Source organism: Williamsia sp. DF01-3 (assembly GCF_023051145.1).
Lineage (GTDB): Bacteria > Actinomycetota > Actinomycetes > Mycobacteriales > Mycobacteriaceae > Williamsia.
The window spans coordinates 384,132-404,162 of sequence record NZ_JALKFS010000005.1; the positions used below are offsets into that span (position 1 = coordinate 384,132).

The following is a 20,031-nucleotide window of genomic DNA, read 5'->3' on the forward strand; positions in this document are numbered from 1 at the left end:
GCCCAGGAGTTTGTCCGTGCCGGGCACTTCCGTAGGGGACGGGCGTCGGTCAGCCGGTGGGACGGCCCAGGTGCCGTCGGACCAGATCCGCAAGATTGCCCGGGTAGATCATCTCGTCACTCGACTCGATCTCTTCGGGCTTCCACCACCGATGGCCGAGTATCGAGCTGCGCTCCAAATCCGTCCAGCCCGCCGAGTGGGGCTCGAACGTTCCCACATGCGCCACGAAGAAGGTCTCCACCTGATGGATCGGCTCGCCCCCGAAGACGATGTCGAACTCACGGGCATAGACGGGCGCCGACATCTCGGTGACCTGCAAGCCGGTCTCCTCGTACACCTCACGGCGCGCCGCCTGCTCATCGGTCTCGTCGCCTTCTCGGCCGCCGCCAGGGGTGAACCACCACGGCCCGGCCGACGGGTTCTGTGGATCCACACCCCGGAACAGCAGCGTGCGGCCCTCCTCGTCGATGAGGATGATGCGGGCGGCGCGACGCAGCCGGCGAACGATCTTCACAGCTCTCCACCTCTCAGGCGGCTCCCAGCGTGCCAGACCGGTCCTGGTGCCGCGACATCCGCACGACCGCAGCTGTTCACCCTGCCGCGGCGGCACGGGCCCCGGCTGGCAGTTTCAGACTGTTTGGCTACTGTGGACACCGCGGCGGTCACCTGATCACCGCACCACTCCACGCCAGCAGTCTCCTCCAGCGCCAATCCGATCGGAAGCGAGAGACCGATGATGGCTCGGACGGCCGAGTATCCCCGGCCCAACCACTGCATCGTGCACGTCAGCGACACCCACCTCATCGACGGCGACGGCGATCTCTACGGGGAGTGGACAGCACCTCACGCCTTCGTCAGATACTCACCGAACTCACCGGTTCCGGTTCGAGGATCGATGCTCTGGTCTTCACCGGCGACCTCGCCGACAAGGGTGATCCACGCGCCTACGAGACCCTCCGGACGATGGTCCAGCCTGTCGCCGACGACCTCGGAGCCCAGTTGATCTGGGCGATGGGCAATCACGACGACCGCGCGAACTTCCGGGTGAAGCTGCTCGACCAGGAGCCATCGACCACAGCGGTCGACGCGGTGTACGACATCGATGGTCTGCGGATCGTCACCCTCGACACCACGGTGCCCGGGCTCCACCACGGCGAGATCGCCGACGAGCAACTCGACTGGCTGGCAGGGGTTCTCGCCACTCCCGCCGACTTCGGGACCATCCTCGCCATGCACCACCCTCCGGTGCCCTGTGTGCTGGACCTGGCTGTCCTGGTCGAACTACACGACCAGAACCGTCTCGCAGACGTGTTGCGCGGCACCGACGTACGATCCATCATCGCCGGACACCTGCACTACTCCACCACCGCCACATTCGCCGGCATCCCGGTGTCGGTGGCCGCAGCCACCTGCTACAACCAAGATCTCAATGTCCCTGCCGGCGCCATGCGTGGCCGCGACGGAGGCCAGGGTTACAACCTGGTGCATGTCTACGACACCACCATCGTCCACTCAGCGGTGCCGATCGGTACGTATGAGACTGTCGGAGAGTATGTTTCGCCGGCCGAGAGCGCGCGCCGACTGGCCGAGGCCGGCATCGTCATCGCCGACGGGCGCAGAACCGATTCGGTCAGTCGCGTCTGAGCGGAGACGTGGCCGCCTACGCGGAGGACGCTACCGTCGCAGCGGTCTCCCATGGGGCGACGATGGGGAAGTAGCGGTCGAGGAAGCTCGTGACCGTCTGCGTCCGCAGTTCGAGGTCGACCTCCGGAACGCTGCCGTCGTTGAGACAGAAGAAATCCACCGCACGCTTGGGAAGCATCTTCTCCATGTCCTTGAGCCCGGCGTACTCGGTGGTGTCGATGTAGCGCACCTTCGCGTCTTTCTGCACCACCGCGCGCCCGGTCATCAACGCGTAATAGTGGTAGAGCGAGTTGGTCACCGAGATGTTGCTGCTCGACCGGAACGCGCTCGCCGCGGTGGCGGCGAACTCCGCGGGGAACTCCCTCTCCATCTCTTCGAGCACACTCTTGCGTAGCGGGGTGGCGGCATGTTCGAGGTGCCGAGTTGTCATGAGCCCGAACCGATCCTGCAACAGCCGACGGTTCACTCTCGCCGCATTCTCGAACCCGCTGCGGTCCTGGTCGCTGTATCCGAGCCCGATGCGCGTGGTGGCCTCGATGAACATGCTCACGCCGCCGGAGGAGAAGAACGCCTCAGGGCTGACCGGCCGACCGAAGAACATGTCGTCGTTCGAGTACAGGAAGTGTTCCGACAACCCCGGGATACGGTGTAGCTGACATTCCACGGCCTGCGAATTGTGTGTCGGCAGAACCGATGTGTCGGCAAAGAACTCCTCGCTCGGCACGAAGGTGACCCGCGGGTCGTCGGCCAGCCAGGACGGCCGCTCGGAATCGGTGGCCACGAAGATACGGCGTATCCAGGGTGCGTACATGTACACCGACCGCAGCGCATACTTCAGCTCGTCGATCTGCCGGTACCGCGCAGCCGACGCATCCCCTTCTCCGACAACGTAATTCTGCATCCGCTTGGCGCGCTGGGCCTGGAACTCGGCCGACGAACCGTCGACCCAGGAGAAGACGATGTCGATGTCGAAGTTGATGTCGGAGGCATGACCGGCAAACATGTTCTCGATGGTCGGCCACGTCTTGCCGAACTTGTCCACCGTGCCGCGCACCGCCTCTTCTTTGCGGATCGTGCGACGGGTGAGTGAATTCTCGATCGGGAGAATGATCTCCGTCGGCGTGAACGACCACAGCTCCACCTGGACAGCCGTGGATGCGCCGTAATGCAGGCCGCTGACCGGCTCCACCCGCGGCCGGTACAGCCGGAAGATCCGCGCCTTGGACGACGCCGAGAGGCGGCCGTCACCGACAAAGACGGCTTTACCACGTTCTGCGTCAACGGTTTTCGAGTAGAAAGGTTCGCGTTCGCAGGCATCCGCGAGAGCTCGTGTCATCGCTTTGCGGTCGGTCCATGCCACTGCGATCACCGGACGTTCGTCGTTCCCACGTACAAGCAGGTATTCGATCTGCGCTCCGTCGAGGACATCCCGGATGAACAGCAGATCGTCGACCATCGCCTGGTGAGGTGTGGTCGAGGTGATGGTCAGCGCGTATCGACCCTCGAACCCGACGACGTCGGGCCGCTCCCGGAGCCGCGCGACCGAAGCCGGTGATTCACGAAGAACGGCCTCCGGTTTGTCGAGCTCCGGAGGAACGAGGTAGATCTCATGTGGCGCAGACGACAGAGTGATGTGGTGATCCTTCCGGGGAGCACAGCCGAGAATTCCCCGCCGATCGGTCAAGTCTAATGCTCTCCCCGGTCTACCCCGTCCGCTGCTCGGTACGGTGGGCCCATCGGTGCCGGTCAAGGCCTTTTTCGACGTGTTGTCATACAAACAGATGCACTTGCATCTGGTCTCGCACGAGACATTGGGGTCCATTAGTCTCACTCCCATGGCCAAATGGGGGAGGGCCGGCGGTGACGTGCGGACCGATGGGGAATTGCTTGCAGCGCATGTGCAGGGGGACAGGGATGCGTTTGCGGTTCTGATCACCCGCCATCAGAGCTATCTGTGGGCAGTCGCCCGCCGCACCTCGCATTCCGACGAAGACGCCGCCGACGCACTTCAGGAAGCCCTCCTCAACGCCCACCGCATGGCCCATCGGTTCCGCGCCGACGCCAAGGTCACGTCGTGGCTGCATCGTATCGTCGTCAACGCATGCCTGGATCGGATCCGCCGCAACAAATCTCGGCAGACAGTTCCTCTACCCGAGTTCGACATCGCACAACTCGCAGACCCCCATGACCGCACCGGCACCGTCGACCTGTCCATGTCGATCGGGCGTGCGCTCGACTCTCTGCCCCCTGAGCAGCGAGCGGCGATCGTTGCCATCGATGTCGAGGGTTACTCGGTGGCGGAGGCGGCCGAGCTCCTCGGCGTTCCCTCCGGGACCATCAAGAGTCGCTGCGCCCGCGGCCGCGCGAAGCTTGCGGTACTGCTGGGACACCTGCGTGACACTGCCGACGAGGCCCAGGGATAGCCACCCTCCACCACTTCAGGCCACGGCTTCACGCTGAGCTGATCCGGACCGTCTGTGGAATCCGCGCGAGACCGTGCGGTCTACTGGTTCGATGGGCTTCACACGCGCCGAACTCGAGTCGTATCGCGATGCCGTCGTCCCCGATCTCATCGGGCCCGACTGCAGATTGTTGTTCGTCGGGATCAATCCCGGACTGTGGACGGCGGCGACCGGCGCACACTTCGCCCGGCGCGGCAATCGCTTCTATCCCGCTCTGTGGCGAGCCGGGATCGTCGATCGATTGATCGACGCGTCGGCGGGTATGAGCGATGACGATCAGGCCCTGTTGCTCGACCGGGGGATAGGCATCACCAACGTGGTCCCGAGGGCGTCTGCACGGGCCGACGAATTGACCACCGAAGAATTGGTCGAGGGCGGCCGCAAGCTGATCGAGACGGTCACCCGCGTGCACCCGAAGGTCATCGCGGTCGCGGGAATCACGGCCTACCGCACGGCTTTTGGGGACCGGAAGGCAACTGCCGGACGTCAGGACCGTACGATCGGCGACACGGTGGTGTGGGTTGTTCCCAACCCGAGTGGTCTCAACGCACACCACACCGTCGACACCCTTGCGGAGGCGTATCGGGCCGCGGCGATCGAGGCGGGCGTGGTCCAGGAAAGTCGGCAATAAAAGACAGTGTGTCGAGGGAACCGTTGCGAAGAAACTGGCGTCCTAGCTGTCACATCAAGAAAACGAGGGAAACTGGGGTTCGAACGATGTTCGGAATCGGCAATCGGCACCACACTGACCGCGAGCTGCCAGATCCGCCGTACCCGCTGGACATGATCGCTGACCTCCACGCCGGCGTCTATCCCGACGAGGTGGCCGATGCCCTGCGCGCAAAGGTGTTCGACGACCCGGATTCGATGGCCATCTGGAAAGCGCTGGACGCAACCGCCGGCGAACTAGCTTCTGCGCCGGTCGTGGAGGAGCCATTGCCCGCCTACGCGCAGCACAAGCTCGACCAGGCGCTTCACATGATGGCCGCTGACCATCACGATGCACCTACAGAGGCTGTCACCCCACTGAGGCGGCATCGGGGTGTAATTCTGTTATCTGCTGTCGCCGCGGCGGCAGCAGTGGCTGCGATCGCGGTCGCGACCACCTTTGCCTTCAGCGGACGCTCCGAGCCCGCAATCGCCGAACAGAACGCTCCCACCCCCACTTCCATTGCCGTGCCTTCGGATGCCACCCTGCTCAGCGCGCTCGGCCAGTCGGCCGACACCGCGTTCGGCGACCTCGCCCGCCGCGACCGATGTCTGGCGGCCAATGAGATAGAACCGGCCACTCCTGTGTTGGGTACGAGCTCAATTCAGGCCGGTGGCGGCCCTGCGGTGGTGATATTGCTCAGCACGGGTATGGCGGGACGGTTCGATGCGCTGGTGGTCGGAGCCGACTGCGACACGGCCAATCCGGCGACGCTCAGTCGCACCACCATCGGCAACAAGTGACGCCACGGCAGCTGCCGCGATGAGTCCCACCGGCAGCACCGCCACATGCCCCGTTCCCACCGACCACACCACCGGTCCCGTCGCTGCTGCGGCTGCTGTCCAGACTCCCGCCCGCACGCCTGACACTGTGCGACCGCCGAGTTCGTAGGTATGTCGCCGGGTCGGCGGCACCAGATGCATCAGGGCCGTCGCAAGCAGGATCGACCCGATCAGGTCGCTCGGCCGGTGCCATCCCCAGACCATCAGGTCCTGACCGACAAGCGTCAACCATCCGACTCCGAGGACGGCCAATACCGGGGCCACCCGTCTCGGAGCCGCTCGTACGATGGCCGCCACACATCCGGCAGCTGCGGCGGCGTGCCCGCTCGGGAAGGTGTTCGACAGCCAGGCGTCTCCGACGAAGTCGGGGCGCAGCAGCACCTCGTCCCGCAGGAATTGAGCCAGCAGGATCCCGGCGATCGGCAACAGCAGCAAAGGCAGCAGACTCCAGCGCCGCCCCGCGACAAAGCCCAGACCGATGATCAGGGCCGCTGCAACCGTCCACAGTCGGTAGTCGGTGATGGACCCCAGACCGACCATGTGGGGCAGGTCAGCACTCGCCCCGGTGCCGAGGAGGGTCAGGTAGGCCTGCTGGTCGAGATATTGACCCCACTGGGTACGGACAGCCAGTAGGTATACGGCGCCCATGGCAGTTGTCAGCGTCGCCACACCGGCCAGCGGAGGCCACGTGGAGAGTCGCGAGGGTCGCAGGAGCATGGATCCATCGTGCCGAACATTTCTGTGAGCTCTCACAGGGTCTGCGCACCTGTTCCGGGAACAGATCCCTTTAGGCTGGTGTTGTCCATCGCGGGTGAAGAAAACGTCAAGGCTTCGCTGACAGCGGAGCCCACCGCCTCGCCCCGACAGGCCACGAGCCCAGGTTGAACCACCGTAAGGAAGTAGAGCACCGATGACCTCAGCAGGTACCGAGACCGTCCACGACGTGATCATCATCGGATCCGGACCGGCCGGATACACAGCAGCCGTGTATGCCGCACGTGCCGAACTCTCTCCGGTGGTCTTCGAGGGCACCCAGTTCGGTGGTGCGTTGATGACCACCACCGAGGTGGAGAACTTCCCGGGATTCCAAAAGGGGATCCAGGGTCCCGAACTCATGGACGAGATGCGTGAGCAGGCCATTCGGTTCGGTGCTGATCTGCGCATGGAAGACGTGGATGCGGTCCGCCTCACCGGCGAGATCAAAGAGGTCGACGCCGGCGGCGAGACCCACCGGGCAAAGGCCGTCATCCTCGCCATGGGCGCCGCAGCCCGCTACCTCGACATTCCCGGCGAGCAGGATCTGCTCGGCCGAGGTGTGTCGGCGTGTGCCACCTGCGACGGCTTCTTCTTCCGTGACCAGGACATCGCCGTCATCGGCGGCGGTGACTCCGCCATGGAGGAGGCGACCTTCCTCACCAAGTTCGCACGCAGCGTCACCGTCATCCATCGCCGCGAGGAGTTCCGTGCCTCACGGATCATGCTCGAGCGGGCCCGCGCGAACGACAAGATCCGCTTCGTGACCAACGCGACCATCGGCCGCGTTCTCGGCGAGACGTCGGTCACCGGCCTGGAGCTGGTGGACACCGTCACCGGCGCCACCTCGCAGATCGATGCCACCGGCATGTTCGTGGCCATCGGCCACGACCCGCGCAGCGCGCTGGTCAAGGACCAGGTCGACCTCGATCCCGACGGCTACGTGCGGGTTCAGGGCCGTACCACGTATACCTCGCTGCCCGGCGTATTCGCTGCCGGTGACCTGGTGGACCACACCTACCGGCAGGCCATCACGGCCGCCGGCTCCGGTTGTGCCGCCGCCATCGACGCCGAGCGTTGGCTGGCCGACCAGAACGACATCAGCCCGCTCGAGGTTCCCGAGGCAGCCGGCGTTCAGGCCTGACCGCTCGAACCGACCGGTTCGACCGAACCGGCCCCCACAAACGAACCAAAGGAGATCAAAATGGGTGCAAACACCGTTGCAGTGACAGATGCCACATTCAAGGAGGAAGTGCTCGGTGCCGGCAAGCCGGTGCTGGTCGACTTCTGGGCCACCTGGTGCGGACCATGCAAGATGGTCGCTCCGGTGCTCGAGGAGATCGCCGGGGAGAACTCCGACAAGCTCACCGTCGCCAAGCTCGACGTTGACCAGAACCCAAATGTCGCAAGGGATTTCCAGATCATGTCGATCCCCACGATGATCCTCTTCGAAGATGGCAAGCCCACCAAGACCATCGTCGGGGCCAAGGGCAAGGCAGCGCTCCTCCGCGAACTCGACGGGGTTCTCGGCAAGTAGTCGTCCCTGATCAGCAGCCCCCTCGCCAGCGGTCACGTACCAGTACTGAGATGATTACGGTCATCAAATTGGTACGTGACCGTATTGGCTCTGACGGTCGATTGCTGAGACACTCGTAGCTGACTCGGAGCCCTGCGCTCCGAAAACCACGCCGAGCGCGGTACCGCTGTGCCGCCGACGCCCGAGTTGACGCCAGAAGGGAAGGCCCCGTGACGCCGTTGTTCCGGTTGGGAGATCACGGCTCGGCTGTGGCCGAAATTCGTGGCATTCTCACCGGACAAGGTCTGCTGAACGACGCCCCCTCACCGGCCGGCCGGCTGGTCGATCCGAACGGCTGGGCACAACCCGAAGCCGTCTTCGACCTCGCAACCGACCACGCGGTCCGGGCATTTCAGCAGCAACGTGGTCTGATCGTCGACGGTGTTGTCGGGCCCGCGACATTCCGTGCCCTCCGCGAGGCGTCGTACCGCCTCGGTGCACGAGTGCTCTCGTACCAACTCTCCGCTCCCATGCACGGCGACGACGTCGCCACTCTGCAGGCGCGCCTGCAGAACCTCGGCTACTACACCGGATTGGTCGACGGGTTCTTCGGTGCGGACACGTACAACGCGCTGTGCAGCTACCAGTCCGAGTTCGGGCTCAGTTCAGACGGCATCTGCGGGCCTGCGACCCTTCGTTCCCTCGAACTGCTGGGTACACGTGTCACCGGTGGATCACCGCACGCGATCCGCGAAGAAGAACACGTCCGCCGACTCGGTCCCCAACTCTCCGGCAAGCGGATCGTCATCGACCCGGGTTCCGGCGGATCTCACCCCGGCACCGACCCGGCAACGGCAAAGATCGAAGAAGAGATCCTGTGGGACCTCGCCCGCAGGCTCGAAGGCAGAATGATCGCCGCCGGCATGGAGACCTTCTTCTCGCGCGCCCAAGGCGAGGACCCCACCGATGAGGAGCGCGCCGAGACCGCCAACGCGATCGGTGCCGATCTACTTCTCGCGCTACGGTGCGCCCACTATCCGAACGACCGCGCCAGTGGCGTCGCGACGTTCTATTTCGGTACGCCACACGGCTCTTCGTCCACCATTGGCCGATCGCTCGCCGGGTTCATCCAGCGTGAGATCGTCGCCCGCACCCATCTGCGCGACTGCCGGTGGCACGAGCGCACGTGGGACATCATGCGGCGCACACGAATGCCTGCCGTGCAGCTCGACGTCGGCTATATCAGCAACCTCCACGATGCGACCGAGCTGAGTGACCCGGCGGTACGCGACACCATCGCCGAGGCCATCTTGGTCGCCGTGAAGCGGTTGTACCTACTTGGGCGCGATGATCAGCCGACCGGCACCTACACCTTCGCCGAGTTGCTCGCCTCAGAGGAACTCGCCCGCTGACCGCTCGCCGGTGACCGCGTCTGGCGGTTGAACGCACGACGTCGCCTGGTTCGGATACCTCGCACGCACCCCTGACTGGCTACTGCTCGGTCCCCCGTCGCAGTCCGGCCTTCTGACCGACCGGTACTGCCGTCCGCTCGCGCCCCGCAACGTCAATGGCTGCCATCACGACAAGTTTCTCGAGCGCACTTTCCACGCCGGCCTTCCAGCCGAGATCGTCATCGAGTTCCAAACGCAGTCGCGGGTATCGGTGGTGAGCCGACACGACGTCGAACCCTGCACCTTTGAGGAAGTGCGCGTCGATCATGCAATGCGGACAGATCGATTCTTGATCGGGTTCCTCCACCGATGTGGTGTGCGCCGACCGGACGATTCCGAACGACTCGATCGCCCGGACGCCACGACGGGTGAGATCGCCGACGACGGCGGTGGCCAATTCGTCGGCCGTGCCGTCAAAGCCCGGGTCGACCCAGAGCGACGTCAGGATCACTGCGTCAGCCGACACCGGGGAAGTGGGGAACATCAACGAACGCGGCACGCTGCGTGGGGGACCGTAGAAGGCCGCCCCGACCACTTTGCCGGTATGGGTGTTGATCGCGAGTTGTCCGCACGTGCCCCACTCGAGGAGCATCATCGACACCCAGGCTTCTTTGTCGAACTCGCTGTCGAACTCTCCGCCGCCTGGATTCGCGGGAATGAGCTCTGGATCCATCTCCCAGAAGACACACCGACGAGTGTGCGTGGACAGTGACTCGAATCCGTCCATGGTGAGCGGCGTTATCGTTACCGACACGGCCCCGCCGCCTCCTGAACACACCTGATTGGAACGAATTCTGCCCTGAACGCTTTCCAGTTTAAGTGATGATCGGTGATCGGTTGAGATGAGCCGCGCAGATTCCGAAAGACCATGTGCAACAGCGAGTTCCACGTTCTCCGAGCACCTCGTGACGGGGCTACGTCACAGTGACGTTTCATCCCGACACTGGGGTACTCGGAAATTCGCGGCTCAAATCTCATCTTTGCGCGATGATCTCCACGAGTCGTTCGAGGTCGCCGACCGACCCGAATTCGACGGTGATCTTGCCTTTGCGCTTGCCCATCGCGACCGTCACGCGCGTATCCAACTTGTCTGACAGGCGCTCGGCGACGTCTTGGAGCCCGGGCATCTGCATCGGTTTGCGTTTCTGCTGAGCTGGAGCAGCCGGTCCATCGCCTCGGTTGGCAAGATGCACCGCCTCCTCGGTGGCTCGCACCGACATACCCTCGGCCACGATTCGTGCGGCGAGTGCTTCCTGTGCGGCTGAATCCGCTTCAAGCGCGAGTAGTGCACGTGCGTGTCCGGCCGACAGAACGCCGGCTGCGACACGTCGTTGCACGGGAATCGGCAGCCGCAGCAAACGGATCATGTTCGTGACCACAGGACGCGACCGACCGAGACGAGTTGCCAGCTCCTCGTGTGTCACCCCGAACTCCTCGAGCAGCTGCTGGTACGCGGCCGCTTCTTCCAACGGATTGAGCTGCACCCGGTGGATGTTCTCCAGGAGCGCATCGCGCAACATGTCACCGTCGGCGGTCTCGCGAACGATCGCGGGAATCGTCTCGAGCCCGGCTTCCTGACTCGCTCGCCAGCGACGCTCGCCCATGACGAGTTGGTACTCGGCACCGCCATCTGGTTCCGTCAGGCGGCGTACGACGATGGGCTGCATCAATCCGAATTCGCGGATCGAGTGCACGAGTTCGGCGAGCGCCTCTTCGTCGAACGCTGTACGCGGCTGCTGCGGGTTCGGCTGAATCAGAGCCGGGGGGATCTCGCGGTAGATGGCACCCACCGTGTCATCCACACCACGCGGATCCGTCACGGTCGGGGGAGTGGGTACCGGAGAAGTGGCGGATTCCGACGAGGTGATGGATTCCTTCGACGGGCCGAACACGGCGTCCGACGCCGCGGAACCCATCCGGGGGCCCTCGGTGGGCCCGGTCGGGATGAGTGCCGCCAGGCCTCGCCCGAGGCCACCCTTGCGCTGTGGTGCCTTTGGCTTGCCGCCCGCGGTCTTGGCCGGAGTTTTCGAAGGGCCGATGGCCTGCTCTGACTCGGTCACTACCGGTTCTCCTCTTCTCGATCTGACCGCAACGCCAACTCGCGGCCAGCATCCAAATAACTCATGGCTCCACGTGAACCCGGGTCGTACTCGATGATGGTGGTGCCGTAGCCCGGCGCTTCAGAGACCTTGACGCTGCGTGGAATGACCGTGTTGAGCACACGGTCGCCGAAGTGCTCACGCACGCTCTCGGCGACCTGGTCGGCCAGCTTCGTGCGGCCGTCGTACATCGTCAGCACCACGGTGGACACATGGAGGTTCGGGTTGAGGTGCGCCTGCACGAGGTTGATGTTCGACAACAACTGGCTCACACCCTCGAGGGCGTAGTACTCACACTGGATCGGGATCATCACTTCTCTCGCCGCGACCATCGCATTGATGGTCAACAGTCCCAGTGATGGCGGGCAATCGATCAGCACGAAGTCGAAGTCGTACCGGTCGAGAGTTTCTTGATCGAGTGCGTTCCGCAGCCGGTTCTCCCGCGCGACCATCGACACCAGTTCGATCTCGGCGCCGGCCAGATCGAGTGTTGCCGGCACACAGAACAGCCGCTCGTTCGAAGAGCTCTGGACAATCGTGTCGGCAAAACTCACTTCACCGATGAGGAGTTCGTACACGGACGGGATCCCCGACCGGTGGTCGACACCGAGGGCTGTACTCGCGTTGCCCTGAGGGTCGAGGTCGATCACGAGGACGCGAAGCTGATGCACCGCCAGTGCCGCGGCCATGTTCACGGCGGTGGTCGTCTTGCCCACTCCACCCTTTTGATTGGCGATAGTGATGATCCGGGTGTGCTTGGGCCGGGGGAGTGCACCCGAGCCTCCGGGCGTCAATACGCGGCTGGCTCGTTCAGCAGCAGCCGCAATCGGGGTGTCCAGCGGGGACTCCTTGCGGAATGTGGATGTGGTCTCGTACGCGCTGGTTTCACGTGAAACTGTTTCACGTGAAACGTGCGATTCGTTGGACACGCTTGGGCTCCTTCGGCTACGCCTGCTGAACATTCTGCGCTCTGTCACCGACGACCACCAACCCGCGCGCCAGAGACGACCGTCGTGGGGGTGGGGAGTAGTCCTGTCCCGCACACCTCTACCCGCAGTCTCGCGAGACCGATGCGGTTCAGGGTGCCTTGGTGGGTGGCGATTTCGTCGGCGGCGGAAGATCCCTTGACAGCCAAGAGCCGGCCGCCGGGACGGAGCAGGGGAGTGCACCACTTGCCGAGACGATCCAGCGGGGCTACGGCGCGCGAAGTCGCAACGTCGGAATCACCCACCGCCTTGCGCACCAACTTCTCCTCGGCCCGTCCGCGAACAACCTTCACGTCCAGTTCCAGCGCTGCGACAACCTCGTCGAGGAATGTCGCCCGGCGCAGCAGCGGTTCTACGAGGGTCACTCGCAGCGACGGTTTGGCGATGGCAATAGCGATGCCGGGTAGACCCGCGCCACTGCCAATGTCGACCACTGTCTCCCCATCGGCAATCAGCTGTGCAACCACAGCACAGTTCAGAATGTGGCGCGCCCAGAGTCGGTCAACTTCGCGGGGCCCGATCAGTCCACGTTCAACCCCGGCGTTCGCCAGCATGTCCCAGTAGGTCTCTGCCTTACCCAGTTGGTCGCCGAACACCGTTGCTGCGGCTCGCTGCAACTGCTCGCCGTTCTCGGCAGAAAATTCTGCGGTCACCCGCGCCTCCGTTTCACGTGAAACAACTTCCCCACACATCCTCTCGCGCCACCTACGAACCGACCAAACGACATCGGTGTAATTCGGACCCGAGAAAGCAGTGGGCCCCCGGCGGATTCGCCGGGGGCCCACTTCTAGGTTTCGATCAGGACTTCAAGACAACAACCCGACGATTGGGTTCAGCCCCTTCGCTCTCGGAGTAGACGCCACTGACAGCGGCAACCGCATCGTGAACGATCTTGCGCTCGAACGGAGACATCGGGTCGAGCGTCTCGCGCTCGCCGGTTTCCAGCACACGTTCAGCGACCTCGCCACCGAGCCGAGCAAGACGCTCCCGGCGATCAGCCCGCCACCGTGCGACATCAAGCATGAGACGGCTACGGTCACCCGTGGTGCGCTGCACCGCCAGACGGGTCAACTCCTGCAACGCGTCGAGAATCTCGCCGTTCTTTCCGACGAGCTTCACCAGATCCGCTCCACCGTCGATGCTCACCACTGCGCGGTCACCGTCTACGTCCAGATCGATGTCGCCATCGAAGTCGAGAACATCGAGCAACTGCTCGAGGTAGTCGCCCGCGATCTCGCCCTCTTCGACCAGACGCTCTTCGTCAGTCATGTCTGAATCTCTGGTGGTGTCGTCATCGGACACCGACTCTTCCGACACGGGATCTTCGGACACGGACTCCTCGGACACATGGTCCTCGGACGCCGGCTGATCGACCAGATCGTCGACAGCAACGTCCTTCGTCTCTGCACTCATCGAACTACCCTCGCTTTGCACTCTTTCGGGAACCGACCGCTCATGGGTCAGCGCCTCTTTTTACGACGTTGTTGGTTGCCACCGCGTTGACCGCCCGGCCCGGAGGCCGGCCGTCCCGACGCCGGCTTCTTCGCACCGTTTGATCCGGGGGAGCCGCCGGCGTTCGGGGTACCGCCCTTGGGTGAACCGCTCTTGGTCTTGTCCGCACCCGAAGCGGTCGCACCGTTGGACGAGGTCTTCGACAGGTCCACCTCATCGTCGGTCGACGCGTCCTTCGACATGCTCACGGCTGCGCCTTTATCGCCTGCGGCGTCGGTCTTCGACTTGCCTGCCGGCTTCGCACCGGGCTTCGGCTTGGACGACACCGCCGGCTTCGCACCGGGCTTGGGTGCGTTGTTCGACCGCTTCTCGAGCTTGGCAGCCTTTTCGGCTTCCTCTTCCTTCTCGATGTTGCCGAACACAACGTGCTGCTGAACGTAGGTCCACAAGTTGTTCGAGACCCAGTACAGAAGAATGGCGACCGGGAAGAATGCGCCCGACACCAGGATGCCCAGCGGGAAGACGTAGAGCGCGAGGTTGTTCATGATGCGCGTCTGTGGATTCTCCATCGCCGCCGCACTCTGTCGGGCGACTGACGCACGAGAGTTCATGTGCGTCGCAATGGAGGAGATGATCACCAGAGGGATCACCAAGATGATGATGTTCAGACGCGTGAAGTCGATGGACCCGTCAGCGCTGAACGCCACCCATTCCGAGGTGGGCTGAATGATGTACGACGAGAGCGGCACACCGAACAACCGCGCGTCGAGGAAATTCTGGACCTGGTCGACGTTGAAGATGTAGTTGCCGTACGACCGTGTCTCCTCGGCCGTCATGCCCAGCTGGCCGAAGCCCGTGCCCATCCGGTTGAACGAACGCAGCACGTGGAACAGACCGATGAACACCGGGATCTGCGCCAGCATCGGCAGACATCCGAGCAGGGGATTGAACCCGTGCTCCTTCTGGAGCTTCTGCATCTCCTCGGTCATCTTGACCCGGTCTTTGCCGTACTTCTTGCGGATCGCCTGCATCTGCGGCTGGATCTCTTGCATCTTCCGCGTGGTGCGAATCTGCTTCACAAACGGCTTGTAGAGGATCGCGCGCAAGGTGAAGACAAGGAAGACAACCGACAGGGCCCAGGCGATGCCGGACCCGCCTGGGGAGTCGGGGAGAACGTGGCTGAACAGCCAGTACCACACCCACATGATCGCCGAGACCGGCCAATAGATGAAATCGAGCACGTCGTCAGTTCCTCACTGTTACAGCAGATTCCGGCTCACAGGCCGAGGGTTCATCAGGATTGGGTTCCGTCGGCGACGACATATGGCCGCGCCGCTCGGGAATCGGGTCGTAACCCGGCTTGTGCCAGGGACCGCATTTGAGCAGCCGGACCACCGACAGCCAGCCGCCGTACAGCACCCCGTATTCGGTGAGCGCCTCGACCGCATACGTACTGCAGGAGGGCTCGAACCGGCACGTCGGCATCCGCATGGGGGAGATCCACGTGCGGTAGAGCTCGATCAAGAAGATGACGGCGCGTCGTGGCCAGGTCCGCGCGCCCATACCTGAGCGGACTTCCTGATCGGACGACACCGACTGTGACATCACACGGTCGATTCGAGACGACGCTCGGCTTTGGCGACGGCCGCCGTGAGCTGTCGTTCCAGTTCCGGTTCGAGGCACGTGGCGCTACCGGGTAGCGCACGCACGACCACCATCGTGCTCGGATCGCATCGATCCACCAGAGGACGGGCAGCCGCACGAAGCCGTCGGGCAACCGCATGACGAACCACCGAGTTGCCCACCGACTTGCCGACGATCAGACCGATCCGTGGACCACCGTGGGTGACGAAGTCAGGAGACTCGGGTACCAGCACGTGCGCGACCACATCACGCCGACCAACCCGCACCCCATTTTTCAGAGTGCGGGTGAAGTCCGATCGCCGGGTGATCCGGTTAGGTGGGGCCAACACGTGTGTTGCGGCCGGCTGCGCGGGCTGCGGTACCGTGTCGGCTCAGGCCGTCAGGCTCGAGCGTCCCTTGCGACGACGGGTGTTGACGATCGCGCGACCCGCACGGGTACGCATACGCAACCGGAATCCGTGCACGCGTGCACGACGACGGTTGTTCGGCTGAAAGGTCCGCTTGCCCTTGGCCACGGTGAAACTCCTCGTGTGACGGGCTCGCGTCCATGATTGAGCCCAGCTTGTTAATAGGTGGTCTGGTCGCTACCCCGATGCTTCGGCTCCCGAACCACTCGCGAGTGGTTCACCTCAGCCGGAATCGACGTTCGGCGACCGTTCGAGACTACTGACTCGCCAACGGCCGGTCAAACCGCCTCCGTACCACGAAGCGGGCCGCGACCTGCGGTATCGGCGGACGACACGCCTCGATCGGCCAGATTCTTGCCTTTACCTGCAACATGTGGTGATCAGTTGTGAGCCCCGGCCAATGTCTGTTAACTTCACCCAAGCTATCCACCCGGGGCGGAATCGCGACAACCCTTTCTGGGGTTCGCTGTGTCTCGCTGTTCCTCCACACCTGTGGATAACGGTGTGGACAATTGGTGACGAACCACAAAGAGGGATGACCATGCCAGCCGATTCGGATCACGATTCGTTCAGTGTGATCTGGCGCAAGGTGGTCACAGAACTCAACGACGACACATCTCCCGGTAGCTACCCCCTCTCCAAACAGCAGAAGGCGTGGCTCTCGCTCGTCCGCCCGCTGACACTCGCCGAAGGCTTCGCGCTCCTCACCGTCCCGACCCCCGGGTCCAGGAACAGATCGAACGCGGTTTGCGGGAACCGATCGTGTCCGCCCTCAGTCGTCACCTCGGCCATTCGGTGGATCTCGCGGTGCGCATCGATCCGATCGCAGCCGACGCCTACGAGCCTGATCCTCCCGCCGAGCCCGAGGCGGTCGTGGCAAACGGCCGGCCCCACCGCATAGACGACATCGGGGGTGGCCCCCGGATGAACGGGGACTCCCGCATCGACGCCGGACCACGGCTCGACGGCGATTCCCGGAACGTCCATTCGATGGCATCGCCGCCGCCGGAGACCTTCGCCGACCGCGACCGCGACATCAACGGCGGCTCCGGTGGAGACTGGCCGAGCTACTTCAACACCGACTCCGGTTCGAGGCGCCACGTCGACTCGTCGCGGAGCAGCACGTCGGGCAATTCCAGCGGCGACTCCAGTCTGAACTCCAAGTACACCTTCGAGACGTTTGTCATCGGTGCCTCGAACCGCTTTGCGCACGCCGCTGCCGTTGCCATCTCCGAGGCACCTGCCCGGGCCTACAACCCGCTGTTCATCTGGGGAGAATCCGGCCTCGGAAAAACCCACCTGCTCCACGCGGCGGGCCATTACGCGCAGCGGCTGTTCCCCGGCATGCGGGTGAAGTACGTGTCGACCGAAGAGTTCACCAACGACTTCATCAACTCCCTTCGCGACGACAGGCGAGTGGCGTTCAAGCGCCGCTACCGTGACATGGACGTGTTGCTCGTCGACGACATCCAGTTCCTCGAGGGCAAAGAAGGCATCCAGGAAGAGTTCTTCCACACCTTCAACACCCTGCACAACGCGAACAAGCAGATCGTGGTGTCGTCCGATCGGCCTCCGAAACAACTTGCGACACTTGAAGATCGGCTACGAACCCGGTTCGAGTGGGGTCTCATCACAGATGTCCAGCCGCCCGAGCTGGAAACCCGCATCGCCATCCTGCGCAAGAAAGCGCAGATGGACGACATCCGTGTGCCCGACGACGTCCTCGAGCTCATCGCGTCGAAGATCGAGCGGAACATCCGCGAACTCGAAGGTGCGCTGATCCGCGTGACCGCTTTCGCGTCCCTCAACCACTCCGAGCTCGACACCGCCCTGGCGGATGTGGTGCTGCAAGCGCTGCTACCCGATTCGGCCAGCCTGGAGATCACCGCGGCGACCATCCTCGCGGTCAATGCCGAGTACTTCGACATCAGCATCGAAGAGCTGCGTGGGCCCGGCAAGACCCGCTCGATCGCCCAGGCGCGGCAGATCGCGATGTATCTCTGTCGCGAACTCACCGACCTGTCCCTGCCGAAGATCGGCGAGACATTCGACCGTGATCACACCACGGTGATGTACGCAGACAAGAAGATTCGCAAAGAGATGACCGAGCGTCGGCGCGTGTACGACCAGGTCCAGGAACTCACCGCCAGGATCAAGCAGCGCTCACGCCGCTGACGCCTGCCGTCTCACACCCTTCTGTTCTTCTCCTACACGCCGTTCTTCTCCCGCGCCCAGAGCGCTTCTGCGTGGTCCGGTGCTGCGTCCTGGCTGATACCTGCGTCCTGACTCACCCTCCATGATCACAATGCGTCGCTGATACCTACCTCCGCGCCGGCGCCGCGGCCCCTGGAGAGCGTGCCTCGGGGAGCCGCATCCCACCCGGCGTCCCGCAGAAAACGACAAGTCTCGACCACTCCCGCAGACTTTCCAGACTTGTCATCCCATTCCCTGGTGATCTGCGTGACTCGATCTGCCTGTGTACAAGCCCGTGGATAACTACCGAAATCTGTGGATAGACAGTGGACCGTTCCCGCGGCGCCGGGTTGTGTTCACATGTACTTCAACTTCACGCGACATCGGCCAACGTTTCGCCCCCAGGCCCGCAGACCGGCCACCAGCCAACAAGACCTGTCATCCACAGATTTCACAGGACCTATTACTAAGAAGAATTTCTCTCTTAACAAGACTCTTTAAAAGAAGGTGTGTGCACAACCCTCGTCCACAGGTCTCACAAGACATCCGGGGACGTCGGGGCGAGCGCACCCCATCGCCACCGAATACTTGTCATCCGCTTTAGAGTGGAGACCCTGACGCCTGCGCTCCGAGGAGTTCACCGCCCGCCGGCGACCTCTTGCGCAATGGAACGATCAACCAGAAGGAAACTGAAGACGATGAAGTTTCGGGTGACTCGCGACGAGTTCGCAGATTCGGTCGCGTGGGTTGCACGCAGCCTGCCCAGCCGGCCACCGGTTCCGGTCCTCGGCGGTGTCTTGCTGACCGTGACCGAGACCGGACTGTCAGTCTCGGGTTTCGACTTCGAGGTCTCGGCACAGGTGAACGTCTCAGCCGAGGTCGCCGACGAAGGTCAGGTCCTGGTGTCGGGCAAGTTGTTGGCCGACATCACGCGCGCCCTCCCTGCCAAGCCCGTCGACGTGCAACTCGACGGAACCCGCGTCGCGATCGTCTGCGGTAGCGCGAAGTTCTCGCTGCCGACGATGCCGGTCGAGGACTACCCGCAGCTTCCCGAGGTGCCCGACAACACCGGGTCCATCCCGGCCGATGTCTTCGCCGAGGCGATCACCCAGGTTGCGGTGGCCGCCGGCCGCGACGACACCTTGCCGATGCTCACCGGTATCCGCCTGGAGATCGACAACGAGACCGTGGTGCTCGCCGCGACCGACCGTTTCCGGTTGGCAGTTCGTGAACTCACCTGGAAACCGGAAGTCGCAGGCACCACGTCCGCTGTGCTCGTCCCGGCGAAGACACTTGCCGAAGCGGCTCGCACAGCCGGATCCGACGGAACCTCGGCCGTCGGCCTGGCCTTTGGATCTGGCGGGAGCATCGGTGCGGACGGACTGCTCGGCATCCTGGGATCTGGCCGTCGCACCACCACCAGACTGCTCGATGCGGAGTTCCCGAAGTTCCGTCAGCTGCTGCCCCCCACCCACACATCGGTGGCCAACATCGAGATCGCACCGCTGACCGAGGCGATCAAACGTGTGGCTCTGGTCGCCGAGCGCGGTGCGCAGGTGCGGCTCGAGTTCGGCGAGGACACCGTGCTGCTCACCGCCGGCGGCGACGATGCAGGTCGCGCTGAGGAACAGCTGGATGTGAAGTTCTACGGCGACCCACTGACCATCGCGTTCAACCCGGGTTACCTGCTCGACGGACTCACGTCGCTGCATTCGTCCACCGTTGACTTCGGGTTCACCACACCGTCGAGGCCGGCAGTGCTGCGGCCGGGCGCCGAGACCGAACCGGTCACCGACGAGAACGGCGCGTACGCCGCACCCAACAGCGAGTACACCTACCTGCTGATGCCGGTTCGGCTGCCGGGCTGATCTGTCGACGACACCGCGTCAGATGACCAGGTCGGCCGGAAAGGTCAGCGCACCGAGCCACACTG

18 protein-coding genes and 2 pseudogenes are annotated in these 20,031 nt (G+C 63.7%); 8 read left to right on the forward strand and 12 right to left on the reverse strand.

Annotated features, from left to right (window positions below; genetic code table 11):
• Positions 1 to 49 precede the first annotated feature (49 nt).
• Entirely contained in the window at positions 50 to 514 is a 465-nt protein-coding gene (locus MVA47_RS03650) for an NUDIX hydrolase (RefSeq protein WP_247206717.1), read from the reverse strand.
• A 219-nt stretch (positions 515 to 733) separates the two neighbouring features.
• On the opposite strand from MVA47_RS03650, the pseudogene MVA47_RS03655 reads away from it, so the two are divergent.
• Positions 734 to 1,644, forward strand: a pseudogene (locus MVA47_RS03655) (phosphodiesterase).
• A 16-nt stretch (positions 1,645 to 1,660) separates the two neighbouring features.
• On the opposite strand, the gene MVA47_RS03660 reads toward MVA47_RS03655, so the two are convergent.
• On the reverse strand, positions 1,661 to 3,100 hold the full coding sequence (locus MVA47_RS03660) for a stealth family protein (RefSeq protein ID WP_247210564.1): 1,440 nt from the start codon (positions 3,098 to 3,100) through the stop codon (positions 1,661 to 1,663).
• Between the two features lie 379 nt (positions 3,101 to 3,479).
• On the opposite strand from MVA47_RS03660, the gene sigM reads away from it, so the two are divergent.
• Together sigM and mug are read left to right on the forward strand one after the other, a co-directional pair.
• A complete protein-coding gene (gene sigM / locus MVA47_RS03665; protein WP_247206718.1) occupies positions 3,480 to 4,067 on the forward strand; it encodes an RNA polymerase sigma factor SigM in 588 nt (195 codons plus the stop codon).
• Between the two features lie 91 nt (positions 4,068 to 4,158).
• Positions 4,159 to 4,737, forward strand: a complete 579-nt coding sequence (mug, locus tag MVA47_RS03670) for a G/U mismatch-specific DNA glycosylase (protein WP_247206719.1) — start codon at positions 4,159 to 4,161, stop codon at positions 4,735 to 4,737.
• Positions 4,738 to 5,414: 677 nt separating this feature from the next.
• Here the strand turns inward: mug and MVA47_RS03675 are convergent.
• Complete coding sequence (locus MVA47_RS03675; protein WP_247206720.1) at positions 5,415 to 6,314, reverse strand: phosphatase PAP2 family protein; 900 nt, start codon at positions 6,312 to 6,314, stop codon at positions 5,415 to 5,417.
• Positions 6,315 to 6,507: 193 nt separating this feature from the next.
• Between MVA47_RS03675 and trxB the strand changes: the two genes are divergently transcribed.
• The 3 genes from trxB to MVA47_RS03690 all read left to right on the forward strand — a co-directional run bounded on the left by trxB (position 6,508) and on the right by MVA47_RS03690 (position 9,278).
• Positions 6,508 to 7,494: a thioredoxin-disulfide reductase gene (trxB, locus tag MVA47_RS03680; RefSeq protein ID WP_023954116.1), complete on the forward strand. Its 987-nt coding sequence runs from the start codon at positions 6,508 to 6,510 to the stop codon at positions 7,492 to 7,494.
• A 60-nt stretch (positions 7,495 to 7,554) separates the two neighbouring features.
• Complete coding sequence (gene trxA, locus MVA47_RS03685; protein ID WP_023954118.1) at positions 7,555 to 7,887, forward strand: thioredoxin; 333 nt, start codon at positions 7,555 to 7,557, stop codon at positions 7,885 to 7,887.
• A gap of 209 nt (positions 7,888 to 8,096) precedes the next feature.
• On the forward strand, positions 8,097 to 9,278 hold the full coding sequence (locus MVA47_RS03690) for an N-acetylmuramoyl-L-alanine amidase (RefSeq protein WP_197037757.1): 1,182 nt from the start codon (positions 8,097 to 8,099) through the stop codon (positions 9,276 to 9,278).
• Between the two features lie 79 nt (positions 9,279 to 9,357).
• On the opposite strand, the gene MVA47_RS03695 is transcribed toward MVA47_RS03690, so the two are convergent.
• The 9 genes from MVA47_RS03695 to rpmH form a co-directional block, all read right to left on the reverse strand.
• On the reverse strand, positions 9,358 to 10,071 hold the full coding sequence (locus MVA47_RS03695; protein WP_247206721.1) for a hypothetical protein: 714 nt from the start codon (positions 10,069 to 10,071) through the stop codon (positions 9,358 to 9,360).
• Positions 10,072 to 10,291: 220 nt separating this feature from the next.
• A complete protein-coding gene (locus MVA47_RS03700; protein ID WP_247210566.1) occupies positions 10,292 to 11,356 on the reverse strand; it encodes a ParB/RepB/Spo0J family partition protein in 1,065 nt (354 codons plus the stop codon).
• Positions 11,357 to 11,376: 20 nt separating this feature from the next.
• Positions 11,377 to 12,378: a ParA family protein gene (locus tag MVA47_RS03705; RefSeq protein WP_081906721.1), complete on the reverse strand. Its 1,002-nt coding sequence runs from the start codon at positions 12,376 to 12,378 to the stop codon at positions 11,377 to 11,379.
• Between the two features lie 11 nt (positions 12,379 to 12,389).
• Positions 12,390 to 13,055: a 16S rRNA (guanine(527)-N(7))-methyltransferase RsmG gene (rsmG, locus tag MVA47_RS03710; protein ID WP_247206722.1), complete on the reverse strand. Its 666-nt coding sequence runs from the start codon at positions 13,053 to 13,055 to the stop codon at positions 12,390 to 12,392.
• A 145-nt stretch (positions 13,056 to 13,200) separates the two neighbouring features.
• The gene (locus tag MVA47_RS03715) at positions 13,201 to 13,815 is read right to left on the reverse strand and encodes a protein jag (protein WP_247206723.1); all 615 of its coding nucleotides are present in this window, start codon (positions 13,813 to 13,815) and stop codon (positions 13,201 to 13,203) included.
• Between the two features lie 47 nt (positions 13,816 to 13,862).
• The gene (gene yidC / locus MVA47_RS03720) at positions 13,863 to 15,095 is read right to left on the reverse strand and encodes a membrane protein insertase YidC (protein WP_247206724.1); all 1,233 of its coding nucleotides are present in this window, start codon (positions 15,093 to 15,095) and stop codon (positions 13,863 to 13,865) included.
• Between the two features lie 4 nt (positions 15,096 to 15,099).
• Positions 15,100 to 15,459 (reverse strand): membrane protein insertion efficiency factor YidD, encoded by a 360-nt coding sequence (yidD, locus tag MVA47_RS03725; RefSeq protein WP_374474064.1) that lies wholly within the window; start codon positions 15,457 to 15,459, stop codon positions 15,100 to 15,102.
• Complete coding sequence (rnpA, locus tag MVA47_RS03730; RefSeq protein ID WP_308280475.1) at positions 15,459 to 15,827, reverse strand: ribonuclease P protein component; 369 nt, start codon at positions 15,825 to 15,827, stop codon at positions 15,459 to 15,461. Before rnpA ends, yidD begins: the two co-directional genes overlap by 1 nt.
• 42 nt (positions 15,828 to 15,869) lie before the next feature.
• Complete coding sequence (gene rpmH, locus MVA47_RS03735) at positions 15,870 to 16,013, reverse strand: 50S ribosomal protein L34 (RefSeq protein ID WP_081729590.1); 144 nt, start codon at positions 16,011 to 16,013, stop codon at positions 15,870 to 15,872.
• 433 nt (positions 16,014 to 16,446) lie between these two features.
• Between rpmH and dnaA the strand changes: the two are divergent.
• Positions 16,447 to 18,080 (forward strand): annotated as a pseudogene (gene dnaA, locus MVA47_RS03740) (chromosomal replication initiator protein DnaA).
• A 716-nt stretch (positions 18,081 to 18,796) separates the two neighbouring features.
• Positions 18,797 to 19,966 (forward strand): DNA polymerase III subunit beta, encoded by a 1,170-nt coding sequence (gene dnaN / locus MVA47_RS03745; protein ID WP_099382810.1) that lies wholly within the window; start codon positions 18,797 to 18,799, stop codon positions 19,964 to 19,966.
• The last annotated feature ends 65 nt before the right edge of the window (positions 19,967 to 20,031 follow it).